Source organism: Paenarthrobacter nicotinovorans (genome assembly GCF_021919345.1).
Classification (GTDB): Bacteria; Actinomycetota; Actinomycetes; order Actinomycetales; family Micrococcaceae; genus Arthrobacter; species Arthrobacter nicotinovorans.
Map to the genome: position 1 here is coordinate 3,121,377 of NZ_CP089293.1, position 16,108 is coordinate 3,137,484.

13 protein-coding genes and 2 tRNA genes are annotated in these 16,108 nt (G+C 64.1%); 4 read left to right on the plus strand and 11 right to left on the minus strand.

Features of this window, described 5'->3' with window-relative positions; translation table 11 throughout:
- Positions 1 to 67: 67 nt before the first annotated feature.
- The 9 genes from JMY29_RS14535 to JMY29_RS14575 all read right to left on the minus strand — a co-directional run bounded on the left by JMY29_RS14535 (position 68) and on the right by JMY29_RS14575 (position 9,030).
- Positions 68 to 1,639 (minus strand): Na+/H+ antiporter, encoded by a 1,572-nt coding sequence (locus JMY29_RS14535; protein WP_039242464.1) that lies wholly within the window; start codon positions 1,637 to 1,639, stop codon positions 68 to 70.
- A gap of 127 nt (positions 1,640 to 1,766) precedes the next feature.
- Complete coding sequence (locus tag JMY29_RS14540) at positions 1,767 to 2,423, minus strand: SDR family oxidoreductase (RefSeq protein WP_189075272.1); 657 nt, start codon at positions 2,421 to 2,423, stop codon at positions 1,767 to 1,769.
- A gap of 81 nt (positions 2,424 to 2,504) precedes the next feature.
- Positions 2,505 to 2,578, minus strand: a tRNA-Met gene (locus tag JMY29_RS14545).
- 61 nt (positions 2,579 to 2,639) lie between these two features.
- Positions 2,640 to 2,711 (minus strand) — tRNA-Thr (locus tag JMY29_RS14550).
- Positions 2,712 to 2,829: 118 nt separating this feature from the next.
- Positions 2,830 to 3,372 (minus strand): LysM peptidoglycan-binding domain-containing protein, encoded by a 543-nt coding sequence (locus JMY29_RS14555; RefSeq protein WP_189075273.1) that lies wholly within the window; start codon positions 3,370 to 3,372, stop codon positions 2,830 to 2,832.
- Between the two features lie 212 nt (positions 3,373 to 3,584).
- Positions 3,585 to 5,771, minus strand: a complete 2,187-nt coding sequence (locus tag JMY29_RS14560) for a DEAD/DEAH box helicase (RefSeq protein ID WP_079580800.1) — start codon at positions 5,769 to 5,771, stop codon at positions 3,585 to 3,587.
- 381 nt (positions 5,772 to 6,152) lie between these two features.
- Complete coding sequence (locus JMY29_RS14565) at positions 6,153 to 6,809, minus strand: MOSC domain-containing protein (protein WP_055971594.1); 657 nt, start codon at positions 6,807 to 6,809, stop codon at positions 6,153 to 6,155.
- A gap of 32 nt (positions 6,810 to 6,841) precedes the next feature.
- A complete protein-coding gene (locus tag JMY29_RS14570; RefSeq protein WP_018776752.1) occupies positions 6,842 to 7,516 on the minus strand; it encodes a response regulator in 675 nt (224 codons plus the stop codon).
- Complete coding sequence (locus JMY29_RS14575) at positions 7,513 to 9,030, minus strand: sensor histidine kinase (protein WP_189075274.1); 1,518 nt, start codon at positions 9,028 to 9,030, stop codon at positions 7,513 to 7,515. The genes JMY29_RS14570 and JMY29_RS14575 overlap by 4 nt, the downstream gene beginning before the upstream one ends.
- Before the next feature lie 152 nt (positions 9,031 to 9,182).
- Between JMY29_RS14575 and JMY29_RS14580 the strand changes: the two genes are divergently transcribed.
- Genes JMY29_RS14580 through JMY29_RS14590 form a run of 3 tightly spaced genes read left to right on the plus strand, consistent with a single transcriptional unit; the run spans position 9,183 to position 12,636 of the window.
- The gene (locus JMY29_RS14580) at positions 9,183 to 9,905 is read left to right on the plus strand and encodes a hypothetical protein (protein ID WP_018776754.1); all 723 of its coding nucleotides are present in this window, start codon (positions 9,183 to 9,185) and stop codon (positions 9,903 to 9,905) included.
- A 2-nt stretch (positions 9,906 to 9,907) separates the two neighbouring features.
- Positions 9,908 to 11,113: a glutathionylspermidine synthase family protein gene (locus JMY29_RS14585; protein ID WP_018776755.1), complete on the plus strand. Its 1,206-nt coding sequence runs from the start codon at positions 9,908 to 9,910 to the stop codon at positions 11,111 to 11,113.
- Entirely contained in the window at positions 11,110 to 12,636 is a 1,527-nt protein-coding gene (locus JMY29_RS14590; RefSeq protein WP_189075275.1) for an APC family permease, read from the plus strand. The genes JMY29_RS14585 and JMY29_RS14590 overlap by 4 nt, the downstream gene beginning before the upstream one ends.
- A gap of 72 nt (positions 12,637 to 12,708) precedes the next feature.
- On the opposite strand, the gene JMY29_RS14595 is transcribed toward JMY29_RS14590, so the two are convergent.
- Positions 12,709 to 14,067 carry a glycosyltransferase 87 family protein gene (locus JMY29_RS14595; RefSeq protein ID WP_229778561.1) on the minus strand — a complete coding sequence of 453 codons (1,359 nt, stop codon included), beginning with the start codon at positions 14,065 to 14,067 and terminating at the stop codon, positions 12,709 to 12,711.
- A gap of 132 nt (positions 14,068 to 14,199) precedes the next feature.
- On the opposite strand from JMY29_RS14595, the gene JMY29_RS14600 reads away from it, so the two are divergent.
- Positions 14,200 to 15,375: an acyl-CoA dehydrogenase family protein gene (locus tag JMY29_RS14600; protein ID WP_018776758.1), complete on the plus strand. Its 1,176-nt coding sequence runs from the start codon at positions 14,200 to 14,202 to the stop codon at positions 15,373 to 15,375.
- Between the two features lie 37 nt (positions 15,376 to 15,412).
- Here JMY29_RS14600 and JMY29_RS14605 read toward each other — a convergent pair whose 3' ends face one another.
- Positions 15,413 to 16,027 carry a TetR/AcrR family transcriptional regulator gene (locus tag JMY29_RS14605; protein WP_018776759.1) on the minus strand — a complete coding sequence of 205 codons (615 nt, stop codon included), beginning with the start codon at positions 16,025 to 16,027 and terminating at the stop codon, positions 15,413 to 15,415.
- Between the last annotated feature and the right edge of the window lie 81 nt (positions 16,028 to 16,108).

A 16,108-nucleotide genomic window follows, 5' to 3' on the forward strand; every position in this document is an offset into this window, starting at 1 on the left:
CGTCGACACATACAGCGCAGAAACACTAAGCGTCGACACATAAAGCGCCGAAAAACAGAGTGGCCGATTAGTCCGGCATCGACATGGTGCGCAGGTCCAGCTGACGCAGGACTCTGTCCGCGACCTCGGGGTCGGTCCCCAATTCGTTGCGGGCTGCCACCACTTCCTGGCGTGCCGCATCGAGGGCAATGGTCTGCACGGCGATGGACAGTTCGCGTCCCCGCTTGCGCTTTTCGGCCGCCGATTCATTCCGCAAGGTGCCGTCCAGCAGTTCGGCGTGGAGACGCCGCATCTTCTCCTTGATCAAGGCAACCTTCTCCGGCGGAAGTTCCTTCATGAGATCGTGCTCCTTGAGCGCGGCAACTGCGGCAGACTGGGCCCGCTTGGCCAGCTCCTTGGCTGCGTCCTTTTCATGGGAGCCGTCCTCCGTGGCGTCCAGAACCCGCATCAGCCATGGGAGGGTTAGCCCGGGAAGAACCAGGGTGGCCAGAAGCACGGCGCAGGAAATGACCAGGATCTCGTGCCGGGCCGGGAAATCGCTGCCATCAGGCAACGTCAGCGGCAGTGCCAACGCAAGCGCCAACGTGGCAAGCCCGCGCATTCCGCACCAGGTCAGGATCAGCACCTCCTTGGGCGAGGTGGGCTGCAGGAGGTTGCGCCGCCGTCGGGCCGTCAGGGCAAGCAGCCCAAGCCATAGGTACCGCACCACGAAAACAAGAACACAGATGACAACCGCCATCCCGATCATCCCGAAGATGGCTGTTCCTTCGTCCCGGATGACCTGGCGGATTTCCAGCCCCACCAGGCCGAAGGCAAGGCCCGTGGCGAGCAGCTCCACCACGTCCCAGAACGCCGTCCTGGTGACGCGCTCAGCGGCATCCTGCGGACGCGCATGGCGCTGCAGTTCCAAAGCGGTGACGACGACGGCCACCACACCTGAGGCGTGGAGCTCTTCGGCGAGGATGTACGCCGCAAAAGGAACCACCAAGGTCACGGCGCTGCGGGCCACCATGGACGTCACCAGCTTGGTGATGAACCGGGTCAGCAAGCCCATGGCAATGCCGATCACCACAGCCAGTGCCGCGCCCAGCACGAACTGGGGGATCACCTCCGGGCCCACTTCCTTGCCGGACATCGTGGCGGCCACGGCGGCCTGGAAGATCACGATGGCCGCGGCATCGTTGAAGAGGCCTTCGCTTTGCAGGACCGTCACGAGCCGGCGCGGCATATGCACCCGCCCGGCCACGGACTCCACCGCCACGGGATCGGGGGGCGCCACCATGGCACCCAAGGCGATCGCAGCAGGGATTCCAATGCCCGGAATCATGAGCCAGGCAGCACCGGCCACCGCAGCCGTGGAGACCACGACCAGGGCAACTGCCAGCAGCAGCAGTGTCCGCCAGCGCACCCGGAACACCGCCCACGAACTCTTCTGCGCCGTGGCGAACAGCAACGGAGGAAGGAAGATCGGCAGGATCAGTTCCGGCGAAATCTCAAACTCGGGGAAGCCCGGAATGAAGGTGAGCGCGACCGCAAGGAGCAGCATCAGGACCGGATAAGGAAGCCGGAGCCGGTCCCCCAGGCCAACAGCAACCACCGTTGCAAGCAGCAATCCGACTATGAGCGCCAGCTGATCCATGTTCCTGCTTCCCCGGATGGTGTAAGGCCCTTCCCCGGGCAACACCGGAAAAGTTCCCTACCAACATATCCCGAGGCACAGGCCTTCCCCCGACCGCAGCCCACCCATGATGGAACCGGTCCGGGTGTCAGTCCTTGGTGAGGGCGTCCACCACGTCCTCGGTCCCGTCCTTGAACGGGATGGTACGTCCAACGGTCCCGGGCAGTTCCAGGACAGCCGCAGCGACGAGCGCAACATTGGCCCGGGAGGTCCCGGTGCCCCCGCCCGGGTTTTCCGGGTTCAGCTCGATCAGGCCAGTGGCGGGGTCGTCCGTCAGGGTGCCAGGGCCCAAAACAGTCCAGTCCAGCTCGGTGCCGCGCAGGTAGTCATCGGCCGCGGCCTTGGACTCCGCGTAGGCGAAGAAGGGGTTCTCCGGAGGGACCCCGTGATCCTTGGAAGCACCGAGGTAGGAAACCATGACATACCTTTGGACGTCCGCTTCTGCCGCGGCGACCATGGAACGGATGGCAGCGTCCCGGTCCACGGCGTATGTCCTGGCAGGATTGCCTCCGCCTGCGCCTGCGGACCAGACCACGGCGTCATGGCCCCGGAGCGCTTGGGCGAGTTCCGCCGTCGTCGAATTTTCAACGTCGAGCACCTCGGCGGAGGCGCCCGTCTCCGTGACATCCGCCACGTGGTCGGGATTGCGGATGAACGACGTGACGTCGTGACCTTCACCACTAAGAATCCGGGACAGATGCAGGGCCACTTTCCCGTGGCCGCCAATAATCGCGATTCGGCTCATGGACCCATTGTGTCCCATAAACGAAAAACCCCGCAGATAAACGAGAAACCCCGCAGACAACATCTGCGGGGTCTTGCTCTGTAGCGGTGGGGAGGCTCGATCTCCCGACCTCACGATTATGAGTCGTGCGCTCTAACCAACTGAGCTACACCGCCACGAATGAGAAAAACCTGTGCCAAGCCGGTCAAAACCGCCTTGACACAGGCCCTCATCCAGAGCCCCCCACCGGAATCGATCCGGTGACCTCGTTCTTACCAAGAACGCGCTCTACCACTGAGCTAGGGGGGCAACGAGTAAATACTCTACCGGACGTTTTCAGAAGCTACAAATCGGCGAATCGACGGGGAAAAACGGCGTCGACACAATTTGCAAAGACGCACTTTTGCTGATCTACAAACGGAGAAAATCAGGGCAGGCGCAGCACTTGGCCCGGGTAGATCTGGTCGGGATTGGGCACCGTGTCCGCATTGCTTGCGATCAAGGCACCAAGGTCCACTCCGAACTGCGCAGCGATCCCGCTCATGGTGTCCCCCTGCTCCACCACGACTTCGGTGACACGCGGCGCCACCGGCCCTGGCTGTCCTGTCCCTGCTGCGGCCTCAGCGGCCGCCTCCTGCGCCTGTGGCTGCACTTCCGGGGCATCGGGTTCCAGTCCCTCCTGCGAGGCCTCCTCTGCGGCTGCAGCGTCCGCTGCTGCCTGCTGCTGCGCAGCTTGGGCTGCCGCGGCTTCGGCTGCGGCAGTGTCCGATGCTGAAACCTCGACGGCGGCGGCGTCCTCCGCGGCCTGGGTCACGGCAGTCTGGTCCTCCTGGGGCGCGGACGTGACGCTGTCCGCAGGAACGCTGTCCGTGTGCTGCCTGTCGTCGTGCTCTGTGTCCCTATGTTCTCGGTCCCCGTCTTTCTTGTCCCCGAAGCCAAGGTTCTTCTTCAAGTTATCCAGCAATCCCATGGAGCACTCCCCTGTTCTGCGCGGTTCGGTCTGTGCCTCGATCGTACGGCCGGTGTCAGCCGGGCGGAACCCGGTCCTGCCCGATATCCCGCTGCACAACGCGAAGGGTCGGGCGAACAAGACCGGGACTGGCCCGTTAAATGCCTCAGGGGGCCGGCTCGAAAGCCGGCCCCCTGAAGGGAACTACCTAATGTTTACTACCGGGCTGGTGTTTACCACTTGCCCTTGCGGTTGAAGTCGCGGTTGCTGCCTTCGCCACCCGTGCGGGGCTTGCGGGCACCGTCACCGTGACCACCGAAGCGTGAGCCGCTGGCCTGGCCGCGGTCGCGGTCGCCGTAGCTGCCTGCCGTGCGCTCGGTGCGGTCGCTGTAGGAGCGGCCGCCACGGTCAGCGGAGGAACGCTCGCCGTCGGACTTGCGGAATTCCTTCTTGAATCCGCCGTTGCCCTTGAAGTTGCCGCCTCCGCGGTTTTCACGGTCGCCGTAGCCGCCGCGTCCGCCACCGGAGTAGCCGCCACGCTCGCTGTTGGGCCTGCGGCCGTTATCCAGCTCAAGGTGGATCAGCTCGCCACCGATGCGGGTGCGGGACAGTGCGCGCAACTGCTCGGGGCTCAGGTCTGCCGGGAGCTCCACCAGGGAGTGGTCCGAGCGGATGTCGATGCCACCGATCTGTGCGGAGGAAATGCCGCCTTCGTTGGCAATGGCACCCACGATGGAGCCCGGCATGACGCGCTGGCGGCGTCCGACGGCGATCCGGTAGGTTGCGTTGCCCTCGGTGAGCGCACGGGTCGGGCCACGGGAACCGAAGCCGTCCTTGGAGCGCTCGCGCTTCTGGTACTCCGGAGCTGCGGGCAGTTCCTTGACCAGCAAGGGCTGTCCACCCTGCGCCATGACGGCCAGGGCGGCTGCAATCTCCGAAGCCGGAACGTTGTGCTCTTCCTCGTAGGAGGCGATGAGGTCGCGAAACGCAGCAACATCCTCGGACGCGAGCGTCTCGGTGATGCGCTCTGCGAACTTGCCCAGGCGAAGCGTGTTCACGGTCTCCGCGGTCGGCAGGTGCATCTGCTCCACCGGCTGGCGGGTGGCCTTTTCGATGGAACGCAGCAAGTACTTCTCACGCGGCGTCATGAAGAGGATCGCGTCACCGGAACGGCCTGCACGGCCGGTGCGGCCGATGCGGTGCACGTAGGACTCGGTGTCGTGGGGGATGTCGTAGTTGATGACGTGGCTGATGCGCTCAACGTCAAGGCCACGGGCCGCGACGTCGGTAGCCACCAGGATGTCGATACGGCCTTCCTTGAGCGCGTCAACAGTGCGTTCGCGCTGCTGCTGCGGGATGTCGCCGTTGATGGCGGCAGCCTGGAAGCCACGGGACTTCAGCTTGTCGGCGAGGTCCTCGGTAGCCATCTTGGTGCGCACGAAGGCGATGACGCCGTCGAAGTCTTCAACCTCAAGGATGCGGGTCAGGGCGTCCAGCTTGTGCGGGCCCATGACCTGCAGGTAACGCTGCTTGGTGTTGGCACCCGTGGTGGTCTTCGACTTCACGGAGATTTCGGCAGGGTTGTTCAGGTACTGCTTGGACATGCGGCGGATCTGGCCCGGCATGGTGGCAGAGAACAGGGCAACCTGGCGGCTCTCCGGGGTCTGCTGGAAGATCTGCTCCACGTCATCGGCGAAGCCCATGCGCAGCATTTCGTCAGCTTCGTCAAGAACAAGGTACTGAAGCTCGGAGAGGTCCAGCGAACCCTTGGCGATGTGGTCGATCACGCGGCCGGGGGTACCGACAACAACCTGGGCACCGCGGCGCAGGCCGGCGAGCTGGGGGCCGTAAGCCGAGCCACCGTACACCGGGAGGACCGTGAAGTCATCAATGTGCTTGGCGTAGGAAGTGAACGCCTCGGCAACCTGCAGGGCCAGTTCACGCGTAGGAGCCAGGACCAGGGCCTGGGTCTTGCGGGACGGGCCGTTGAGGTCGTGGAGTTCGGCCAGACGGGAAAGGGCAGGAACAGCGAAAGCTGCGGTCTTGCCGGTACCGGTCTGGGCGAGACCGACGACGTCGCGGCCTTCAAGCAGCAGGGGGATGGTGGCTGCCTGGATGGGGGACGGCTTTTCGTAGCCGACATCCTGCAGGGCGGCCAGAACGCGGCCATCGATACCCAGATCGACGAACTTAACGCCTTCTTCTTCCTCTTCTTCTGCCTTGGGGGCAGGAGCTTCGGTCTCTTCTGCCTTGGGGGCAGGAGCTTCGGTGAAGGCGGGGGCTGCAGACTCAGCTGCGGCAGTCTCGACGGGGGCAGCGGCAGCAGCCGGTGCTTCAGCTTCGGCGGGTGCGGTGACCTCTGCTGTTTCAGCGGAGTCGGTGTTCCGTGCGTCGAAGTTTTCGTTGAGATTTTCGGTCATAGGGGGAAATTCCTCATCCATAGGGCAGTCGGCGCGGCCCGGTTGGGCTTGGCCGCATTACTCGTCGCAAAAGCAGGCAAGGTGCCCTGCTTTCGCAAGAAGTCCGGCGCTATCGCAATCCCATGGCAGGACTTCCCGCTGCATCTCTTGGCTGCTATCCCAGCAGTCTGTACAGCGTTTTCTTTAGCCGGCTCTCCCTATGAAAATGCCCGCACACATTTGCGGGCCCCAACACTTACCAGTCCTGCCTCAAGAATTGGGCAGGATAAAGGGATTTCCGGAGTGGGGGATATTTCAAGTGTAGGGCACAGGGTGGCCCCACCGCGACTTAAGACCCCGCGATGTCCGGGTGAGCTTGTTCACACCCGGCATCCGGAGCTGCTAGAGTCCGCTCCTCCGCAGCACTTTTTCGAACTCGGGGCGGTAATCCTCCTGCAAACGGATCTCCCCGTCCGCCTCCGCATCAAGCAGGGTCTGGACCAGCTCCGGAGTCGGATCGCTGAACCACTGGCCAACGGTGATGCCGTGCTTGGGAATGAACGTGCGGTGGACATGGTCCCCCGCTGAGATGCTTCCCGTCTTGACCACCCGCAGGTAGGTGCCCACCCGCCCGGCCTCGGAAAAGCGCTTGACCCACGTTGGTTCCCCCAAAACGCGTTGGAAGGTGGCGCAGGGTGTGCGGGGAGAGGTCACTTCAAGTTCCACATCCAGTCCGACCTTCCACCTTTCGCCGATCACAGCACCCGTGGTCTCAATGCCGGATACACGCAGGTTCTCGCCAAAGATTCCCGAGGGAAGGTCCCGCTGCAACTCGCCGGACCAGTAATCGGCGTCCTCCTGCGAGTAGGCATAAATGGCCTGGTCTTCCCCACCGTGATGCAGACGGCTGGCCTGCACGTCCCCATGGATACCCAGCTTGTGGACCTTGACCGGTCCCTCGATGGGACGTTTATCGATGGCGGTGACGCCCACGCTTCCCAGGGGATCGGGAAGCAGTTGATGGACGCGGCAAACGGCAAGGACGGAAGCGGTGTTCATGGGCACCAGTCTACGGATGGGCGGGCAGGGGATTAAGGATCAAAACGGTAGCCCATCCCCGCTTCCGTATGCAGGTGGCGGGGTTCAGCGGGGTCCCGTTCCAGCTTGCGCCTCAGCTGGGCGATGTAGACGCGCAGATACTGGGTTTCCTTGGCATACGCCTGCCCCCAGACCTGGGTGAGGATCTGCTGCTGGCTGACCAACTTGCCTTTGTTCCGGACCAGCAGTTCGAGGATGTTCCACTCAGTGGGGGTCAGCCGGACTTCGGCCCCGTCCTTCACTATCCGCTTGCCGGCCAGGTCCACCACGAAATCGGCGGTGGCCAACGTTGGCTCTTCGGCCCCGGTGACCACACGACGCGACGCCACCCGGAGCCGGGCAAGAAGCTCATCCAAACCGAAGGGCTTGGTCACGTAGTCGTCCGCACCGGCGTCGAGCGCCTCCACTTTGTCCTCCGAAGCGTGCCGGGCCGACAAAACGATAATGGGCATGCTGCTCCAGCCGCGGATGCGGCGGATGATCTCCACGCCATCGATGTCCGGCAAACCAAGGTCCAGCACCACGATGTTGACCGGATGCTTCGCGGCCGCACTTAGCGCGTCGGCTCCGTTGCCCACTGTCAGGGCCTGGTATCCGTGGGCTTGGAGGGTGACCTGCATGGCCCGGGCAATGCGGGCCTCGTCCTCAACGATCAACACCAGCGTCACAGCGGATCACCTGCCCACAGCGGCAAGGTGACAACCATGGTCAAGCCGCCACCCGGCGTCGGCTCCGCCGCGAGCCTGCCGCCCATGGCCTCGCTGAAGCCCTTCGCCACGGCAAGCCCCAAACCGATTCCGCCGCCTGTGCCCGTCCCTCCCGCGGGCGCGCCCGCAGACGAATCACCAAAGCGCTGGAACGGCTGGAACATGGTGAGGACCTCCTCGTGGCCCACACCCTTCCCGTGGTCCGTGATCCGCAGTTCGCTGGCGGGCTGCTCCCCCAGGGTGATGCCCTCGCCGGTCCTGGCCGTCAGCACTACATCCGAGTCGGGGGCGTACTTCATGGCGTTCTCCACAATATTGGCGACAACCCGCTCCAGCATCCCTGCGTCCGCCTGGACGGGCGGCATATTGGGTGGCAGTTCGTTGCGCAGCCGCTCGTGCGGCACGCCCCGCAACGCGTCCGGCAGCACATCCGCCCATAAAATCCCGCTCAACAATGGATTTACTGCGTCGGCAGTAATGCGGGACATGTCCAGGAGGTTGTCCACCAGGTGGTCCAGGCGGTCCGCATAATCCTCGATGGTCTCCAACAGCTCCCGCTCGACTTCCCGGGGAAACGTCACATCCTCCTGCCGGAGACTGCTGACAGCGAGCTTGATTCCGGCCAAGGGAGTCCTCAAATCGTGGGACACCGCCCGGAGGATGGACGTCCTCATCTTGTTGCCCTCGGACAGCCGGATGTTGTCCCTCCTGCTCTTCACCAACTGCTGCCGCTCCCGCACCGCCACCACGAACGCGCCAAACGCCACCAGCATCCGCTGATGCTGCGGAGACAAGGGCCCTCCGCGCAGCAGCAACGTGTAATGCGGATCGACGACGGCGGCGTGGTCGGCAGCGGCATGCGTCACCGGCGGATTGGGGCCGGCGCTGGCGAGGACCCGCCATTCGGCAGGAGCGCCTCGGGCGGCTGTGGCCGTCGAGCCGAGGAGCGTCACGGCATCCATGCCGAGATTGCCGCGTACTTTCTCCAGGAAGGTCTCCAGGCTCCCATCCGAGCTCAGGATCCGGAGGGCAAGTTCACTCAGTGCCGTGGCCTCCGCCCCCGACCTTGCCGCTTCCTGCGCCCGGCGGCTGGCCAGGCCCACGGCCAAGGCCACTCCGCAGGCTACGGCCAGGAAGACCACCAAGGTGAACAACGTGGTGGGATCCGCAATGGACAACGAACCAACAGGGTCTGCGGAGAAGTAGTTAAGGAGGAAGCTGCCCAGGACCGCTGCCACCACGGCCGGCCAGAGACCCCCAATGGCCGCTACCGCCACAGCCACAGCCAGTTGGAGAAGCATGATCATGGCGAAGTTGCGGAAATTAAGGACAGTAACCGCCAGTTCCACCGCCGGCGGCAGCACAAGCGCCAGGACCAGTCCTGCCGTTACCCGTCCACGGCCGATTCCGCGCACAGTGGGAAACCTCAGCAGCGCGCCGTCATCGCCGTTGCCCTGAGGCTCAGTTCCCGCCATGGCTACATCCTTACACGGTTCCAAAGGTGGGTACTTCTCCCCACTTTCCGCCGGGGTGAGTGCCTGCGGCGTTCGCAAGGACTAGGCTTGCTCTGAGCATTCCGGTCCCGGCGTGGCGCCGGGCACACCACGGTCTATCCAGGGGGATACACATGGACCCGAAAGACAGCCCTGACGCGGCCGGCAACAAAGGCAGCGGCGGAGACAACAACGATGCCTTCAACGCGGCCAACAACCCTCCCAAGCCGCCGCCATGGCAGGTACCGAAGCCGGAACTCCATCCTGAGCTCTTCACCCCTGTCGAAGACGGTCCGGAAGAGGGCGGAAAGCCGGCAAAGAACAAGCCGGCAAGGAACAAGAAGGTACCAGCCGGGGCAACAGCTGCCAGCGGCGCAGCAGGCCAACCCCAGCCGGGGCAACCCCTCCCCGTCGTGGACCCGTTCGAACGCGAACGCGAACGTGATGCCGCCGCCGCAGCCAAGAAGAAGAAGCGTTCCCAGCGCCGCACCGTCGTGGTGGGCTTGGGCGTGACGGCCCTGCTGGCTGGAACCATCACCGCCATCGTCGCCTCCAACGAGCAGGAAGCTGACTACGCCCAGGTCTGTTTCAACGAAGAAACCGGCGAGCGCGTTGACGATGACCAGTGCAACAACAGCAGCTCCGCAGGCCGGAGCTCCGGGGTTTATGCCTGGTACTTCTACTCGCGCGGTGCCAGTGTGCCCGCCGTCGGCCAGAACCGCAGCTCCTACCCGACCGCCACCAAGACGGTGCCCCAGGGAGCCAAGTCCTCCACGGGATACAGCACCAAGGGCGGCACGGTCAGTCGTGGTGGCTTCGGCAGCAGTTCCAAAAGCGGCGGAAGCTCGGGAGGCTAGGCGTGCGTCGACTGCACTCCGCGCCCAGGCCGGACTGGAAGCAAAAGATCGAAGAACAGGGCCTGGTTTTCTCCACCACCACCATGCCCGATGGCCGCAAGATCGAGTACTGGAACGAATCGGCCTACTACGAGTTCACCATGGACGAGGTGGAAACCCTCGAGAAGACCGCCGAGGACATGCACCTCATGTGCCTGGAGGCAGCGAAGTACCTTGCCAGCGGCGCCATGGGCGACATCGGCATCGGGCGCCAGGCGCTGGAGCTTGCCGCCGAGTCGCTCCAAGCCGGGGACATGGACATCTACGGCCGCTTCGACTTCATTTATGACGGCAAAGGCGGCCCGGCGAAGATGCTGGAGTACAACGCCGACACCCCCACCGGACTGATCGAAGCGTCGGTTGCCCAGTGGTTCTGGTTGCAGGATGTCTTCCCGGAGAAGGACCAATGGAACGGCATCCACGAGGCCCTGATCCGGCAGTGGAAGAAATTGCAGTTCCGCACCGGCATGAGCACCCTGCATGTTGCCCATTCCGAAGCCGAGGAGTCCGGCGAGGACTGGATGACGGCTGCCTACATGCGCGATGTGGCCAGCCAGGGCGGCTGGACCACCATCGGCATCAACATGTCCGACATCGGCTGGGATCCCAACCTGAACCGGTTCGTGGACCTGGACAATTTCATGATCAGCACCATGTTCAAGCTGTACCCGTGGGAACTGATGATGAAGGAGCCTTTCGGGCACCGCCTTTTGCAGCGCGCCCACAACCCGCGCTGGGTGGAACCGGCATGGAAAATGCTGCTGTCCAACAAAGCCCTGCTGGCCGCCCTGTGGCACCTCTACCCGAACCATGAAAACCTCTTGCCCGCCTACCTGGGAGACCCCGGACCGCTGAAGGAATGGGTGGCCAAGCCACTTCACGGACGCGAGGGAGACAACATCCGGATCCATGCACCCGGCATCGACATCTCCCAGCCCGGCGGATATGGCAGGGAAGGCTGGTGCTACCAGCAGTACCATCCGCTCCCCGACTACGACGGAAACCACCCGGTCCTGGGCCTGTGGGTGGTGGACGGCGAGTCTGTGGGGTGCGGAATCCGCGAGTCGGACGGGCCCATCACGGACTACTTCTGCCGCTTTGTTCCCAACACCATCGACTCCCCCGCGCCTGTCGCGCCCCCTGCTACTTCCTATGGAGCTGCACTATGAGCACTGAAACCTCGACGCCGGGTGGCGGCACGGCGGGCGGCGACCGTACCGCCGTCGTACCTTCCAAAGGCCTCCACGCAGGGATCCTGGACCTGGGTGACTCCGTCATGCTGGGGCTGGCGTCCACCGCGCCTGTGTACTCGCTGGCGGCCACGCTGGGCCTCATTGTTGCTGTCAACGGGAACTACACACCGTTGATCCTGGTCCTCGGCTTCATCCCCGTCCTGTTCATTGCCTATGCCTTCCGTGAACTCAACAGCGCCATGCCGGACTGTGGAACAACGTTCTTCTGGGCCCGCAAAGCGTTTGGTCCGTGGGCCGGCTGGCTGGGAGGTTGGGGCGTGGCCCTGGCCGGGATCGTGGTGCTGGCAAATCTTGCCCAGATCGCCGGGAAGTACCTCTGGCTGCTGGTAGGGGATGGTTCATTGGCGGAGAACAAGTGGCTGGTGACCGCGACCGGAGTGCTGTTCATCTTGTTCATGACCTACGTGAACCACCGCGGCATCAGGCTGGGCGAACACGTCCAGAGGACACTGACTTACATCCAGTACATCTCGCTGGGCATCTTCGCGGTCGCGATCATTTTCCGGATCGCAGGCGGCGCGCCCGAGGGGCAGGCGTTCGACTTTGAATGGTTCAACCCCGCTGGGGCGTTCGCCGATCCCGGTGCCGTGGTCCACGGCGCCTTGCTGGCGTTGTTCATTTACTGGGGTTGGGACACCTGCCTCGCCCTGAACGAAGAAACCGAGAACCCGGCCAAGACTCCCGGGCGCGGTGCCGTGATCTCTGCTTCCGTGCTGGTGGCGATCTACGTTTCCGTCGCCCTGCTGGTGATGATGTACGCGACCATTGGAACCGACGGCATCGGACTGGGCAACGAAGCAAACCAGGACGACGTCTTCCTGGCCATGAAGGATGTCGTTCTCGGCCCCTGGGGCTGGCTGATAGTCGTCGCCGTCCTGGCGTCCGTCCTGTCCTCCACGCAGACCACCATCCTGCCGACGGCGCGCGGCACACTGTCCATGGGTGTACACGGTGCCCTCCCTGCACGCTTCGGCAAGGTCCACGAGCGCTTCATGACGCCGGGCTTCTCCACCCAGGTGATGGGCGCGGTGGCCGTGGTCTACTACGTGGCCATGAGCTTCCTGAGCGAAAACCTGCTCTCCGACTCCATCAGCGCCATCAGCCTGTTCATCGCTTTCTACTACGCACTGACCGGGTTCTCCTGCGTCTGGTACTTCCGCTCGACACTCCGGGACTCCGCCCGCAATCTCTGGTTCCGGGGCATCCTTCCACTCCTGGGCGCGCTGTCACTCACAGCGGCGTTCTTCATCTCCGCGGTCCAGATGTGGGACCCGGCGTACGGCGATACGCAGATCTTCGGGATCGGCGGAGCTTTCGTGAGCGGCGTGCTGCTCCTGGCACTCGGCGTGGTCCTGGCAATTGTGTGCCGTTTCGCTCCCTCCACCCGGGCTTACTTCACGGGTGAGCGGGCCGACGCCGGAGTGGTACGCGGCGAGTAGCGGGCAGCTCAACTGCGGAGTCGGGGCAGCTCAACTGCGGAGTCGGGGCAGCTCAACTGGACTTGGGGCTGCTCAGTTGCGGACTTGGGCTGCGGCCCACTCCCGCAGCCGTGTGGGAACGTCCGGCACCTCGTCAGTGCGGATAGCGTTCCGGCGCAGCGCCCCAAGCCAGCACGCAAGGATGGCGACGGCGCAGAAAACGCCGGCGCTGGAGGCCATGATCCACACACCGGGCGTCTGGACGTTCAGGTCAGCGGCGCCGAGCATTGTGCCGATGGTCTTGGGCGAGAAGAAGAACACCAAGGTGGCGAGAACGAGAACAGCTGACATCACCGTCCGCTGGGCCTTCAGGCGCACCGGGGTGTCCTTGATGGTCCAGGCAAACGCGGGCAGGACCACGGCCATCCAGACCCAGTGGTGAGACCAGGAAACCGGGCTGATGAGGAGCATGGCCAGGGCTGTGGTGGAGACGGCCACGACCCGGGCACCCTGTTGGCTCGCTGCCCTGATCAGGAAGGCCGCCAGCACCAACGTGCCCAGGCTCAGGGCGAGCCAGGGCAAGGTCACGGCATCCTGGGGTACTCCGAAGTGCAGCAGCGCACCCTTGATGGAAAGGTTGTCCACGTAGCCGGCCCCGCCGATCCGGGAGGTGTCGGGCAGGATCTCCAACCAGAACTTCAAGGACTCCGCCGGGCGCACAACCCAGCCAAGCAGGACGGTAAAGGCGAATCCCAGGGACATGTTCGCCAGGCCACGCCAGTCTTTGCGCATCAGGAAATACAGTCCGAACACCAGGGGTGTCAGCTTGATGCCTGCGGCGACACCCACCAGGAACCCGCTTGCCCGGGAACCCCTGCGCCTGGAGAGCACCAGCAAGTCCAGTACCATGAGGCCCATCAGCAGGATGTTGATCTGGCCAAAGGCCAAAGTCTCGCGCCACGGTCCCAGGAAGAGGATCGCAAGGAAGAGGGCTGCAGCAATCCAACAGCCCTTCGTGGAGGAGAGCGCGCCCCGGAGGTCTGCCTTGGATGACCAGTAACGGACAATCGTGACCGCCACCCATCCGGCTACGGCAACACCGGCAACGTTGAAAAGGTTGAGTGCCATGGTTTGCGGCAACCGGGCCAGCAACCCAAACACCAGCGCGGCAAAGGGCGGGTAGGTGAAAGGAAGCTGGGGGCCGCCGGCCGTCGCCACGGTGGGGCCATAAAGGTCTGAGGGTGAGGCACCGGCCTGGTTCAGGATGCTCCCGCCGAACCAGTACACGCTGAAGTCCAGGCCCTGTTTGGCCCATTCGGCGAGCATGATCCACACCGGAAACACCACCGCCGCCACGGGCAGCAGTCGCAGCAGTACCGAAGACGTCGGCGCAGTTCTTTGTGGTCGCGAGGCGGCCGCTGTGGCCCTTGGATCGACGTCAGGCAGTGCCATACAAAATCCCCCAAAATAGCAAAGTCTCAATGGGGGAAGTGTGTCGCCCCCGCACCCATCCTACTGAAGGGCCTCCAGGCATCCGCTGAAGCGGGTGGAGCTCCGGCAGCTGCGGGCGCCTACGATGCTGGAATGAGAGATTCAACGACGAACACCTCCGACATCCTCGCCCTGGACTCCTTGCTTTCGGATGAAGAGCTGGCCCTTCGCGATAAAGTCCGCGATTACACCAGCCAGCGGATCCGCCCGAACATCTCACGCTGGTACGAAGACGCGGTCTTTCCCCGGGAGATCGCTCCTGAACTGGGCGAGCTCGGCGTCCTGGGCATGCACCTGGACGGTTACGGCTGTCCCGGCCGGACCGCCGTCGAATATGGCTTGGCAGCCATGGAGCTGGAAGCCGGCGATTCCGGCATCCGGACCTTCGTCTCGGTGCAGGGTTCACTCGCCATGACCGCCATCCACAAGTGGGGCTCGGAGGAGCAGAAGGAGCAATGGCTCCCCCGGATGGCTGCGGGCGAACTGATCGGCTGCTTCGCGCTGACCGAACCGACGGCAGGATCCGATCCGTCGTCCATGACCACCGAGGCCCGTGAGACATCCGAGGGCTGGATTCTCCACGGCGCCAAGCGCTGGATCGGCCTCGCCTCCATTGCCGATGTGATGGTGGTGTGGGCAAAGACTGATGACGGAATCCGCGGCTTCCTTGTTCCAGCCGGGACGGACGGCGTCACCGCCACGCCGATCGAGCCGAAGCTCTCCATGCGCGCGTCCGTTCAGTGCGATGTAACGTTCGACGCCGTTCGGCTGGGGCCGGCGGCAATCCTCCCGGGTGCCCTGGGACTGAGGGGCCCGTTCTCCTGCTTGAACGAGGCACGCTACGGAATCGCGTGGGGCGCCATGGGGGCGGCGCGTGATTCCTACGAGGCCGCACTTTCCTATGCCGCTGACCGTTTGCAGTTCGGGCGACCGTTGTCCGGCTATCAGCTCACCCAGGAGAAGCTGGTGAACATGCTGCTGGAAATCCAGAAGGGCACCATGCTGGCCCTTCACCTCGGCCGGTTGAAGGATGCCGGGCAGCTCCAGCCGCAGCAGATTTCCATGGGCAAGCTGAACAATGTCCGGGAAGCCATCAAGATCGCCCGCGAAGCCCGCACCATCCTGGGCGGCAACGGCGTCACACTGGACTACTCGCCCCTTCGGCACGCCAACAACCTGGAATCGGTAAGAACGTACGAGGGCACGGACGAGGTCCACACCCTGATCCTGGGCCAACACATCACGGGCATCGGGGCGTTCCGCGGCTGACCCGCCCACGCGGCTGCCCCAACTGGCCTGCTGACCCCTAGTTGGGTTCCGGGAGGATCACCAGTTCCAGGTAGCCGCGAAGGCCCTTGGCCACGTCCACCTGGTCCGGGGCAAGGAGCCATTGGGTTTGGAGTCCGTCCCAGAGAGCCACCAAGGAGGTCGCAGCTTGGTCCGGATCCACGCCCGGGCGGAGCCTGCCAACAGCTGCGAGTTCCTCGAACCGCCGGCCGTAGCTTGCGCGCAACCGCTCGTAGCGCTCGGTGAAGTAGTCCCGGCCAGGGTGCTCATCCGTGACCGATTCGGCGCAGAGGACCGTATAGAGCTCGATCACTCCGGGAATGTCCTCGTTGTAGAGGGCCGTCCGGATGACGGAATCGGCCAAGCCCTCTTCCATGTCGTCGGGGAAAGCGCCACTGGTGATCTCGTCCCGACGTTCCAGGACGGACATCAGGAGGTCGCGCTTGGACGGGAAATAGTGCAGCAAGCTTGTCTGGCTCATCCCTGCACGGTCCGCGACGTCCTGCAGCGATCCCCCGCGGTAGCCACGGGCAGCGAACACCGCATGCGCAGCGTCCAGAATCGTCTGGCGCCGTTCCTCGGATTTCGCGTAAGGGCCGCGCTTCGCTGCGCGGGCCACGTCCTTTGTGGTCATGGCTAGCCAGTGTACGCGGATCCCGGCCCCTCTTGAAATTCGAGTGACCACTCGAATTATCTGTTACCGTGGTCACAATCG

Coding starts and splice junctions, on each gene's coding strand:
- JMY29_RS14555 (WP_189075273.1), bottom strand. CDS start 3,372: ATGGGATTGCTGGATAACTTGAAGAAGAACCTTGGCTTCGGGGACAAG.
- JMY29_RS14580 (WP_018776754.1), top strand. CDS start 9,183: ATGGACCCGAAAGACAGCCCTGACGCGGCCGGCAACAAAGGCAGCGGC.
- JMY29_RS14535 (WP_039242464.1), bottom strand. CDS start 1,639: ATGGATCAGCTGGCGCTCATAGTCGGATTGCTGCTTGCAACGGTGGTT.
- JMY29_RS14565 (WP_055971594.1), bottom strand. CDS start 6,809: ATGAACACCGCTTCCGTCCTTGCCGTTTGCCGCGTCCATCAACTGCTT.
- JMY29_RS14600 (WP_018776758.1), top strand. CDS start 14,200: ATGAGAGATTCAACGACGAACACCTCCGACATCCTCGCCCTGGACTCC.
- JMY29_RS14605 (WP_018776759.1), bottom strand. CDS start 16,027: ATGACCACAAAGGACGTGGCCCGCGCAGCGAAGCGCGGCCCTTACGCG.
- JMY29_RS14540 (WP_189075272.1), bottom strand. CDS start 2,423: ATGAGCCGAATCGCGATTATTGGCGGCCACGGGAAAGTGGCCCTGCAT.
- JMY29_RS14560 (WP_079580800.1), bottom strand. CDS start 5,771: ATGACCGAAAATCTCAACGAAAACTTCGACGCACGGAACACCGACTCC.
- JMY29_RS14590 (WP_189075275.1), top strand. CDS start 11,110: ATGAGCACTGAAACCTCGACGCCGGGTGGCGGCACGGCGGGCGGCGAC.
- JMY29_RS14595 (WP_229778561.1), bottom strand. CDS start 14,067: ATGGCACTGCCTGACGTCGATCCAAGGGCCACAGCGGCCGCCTCGCGA.
- JMY29_RS14575 (WP_189075274.1), bottom strand. CDS start 9,030: ATGGCGGGAACTGAGCCTCAGGGCAACGGCGATGACGGCGCGCTGCTG.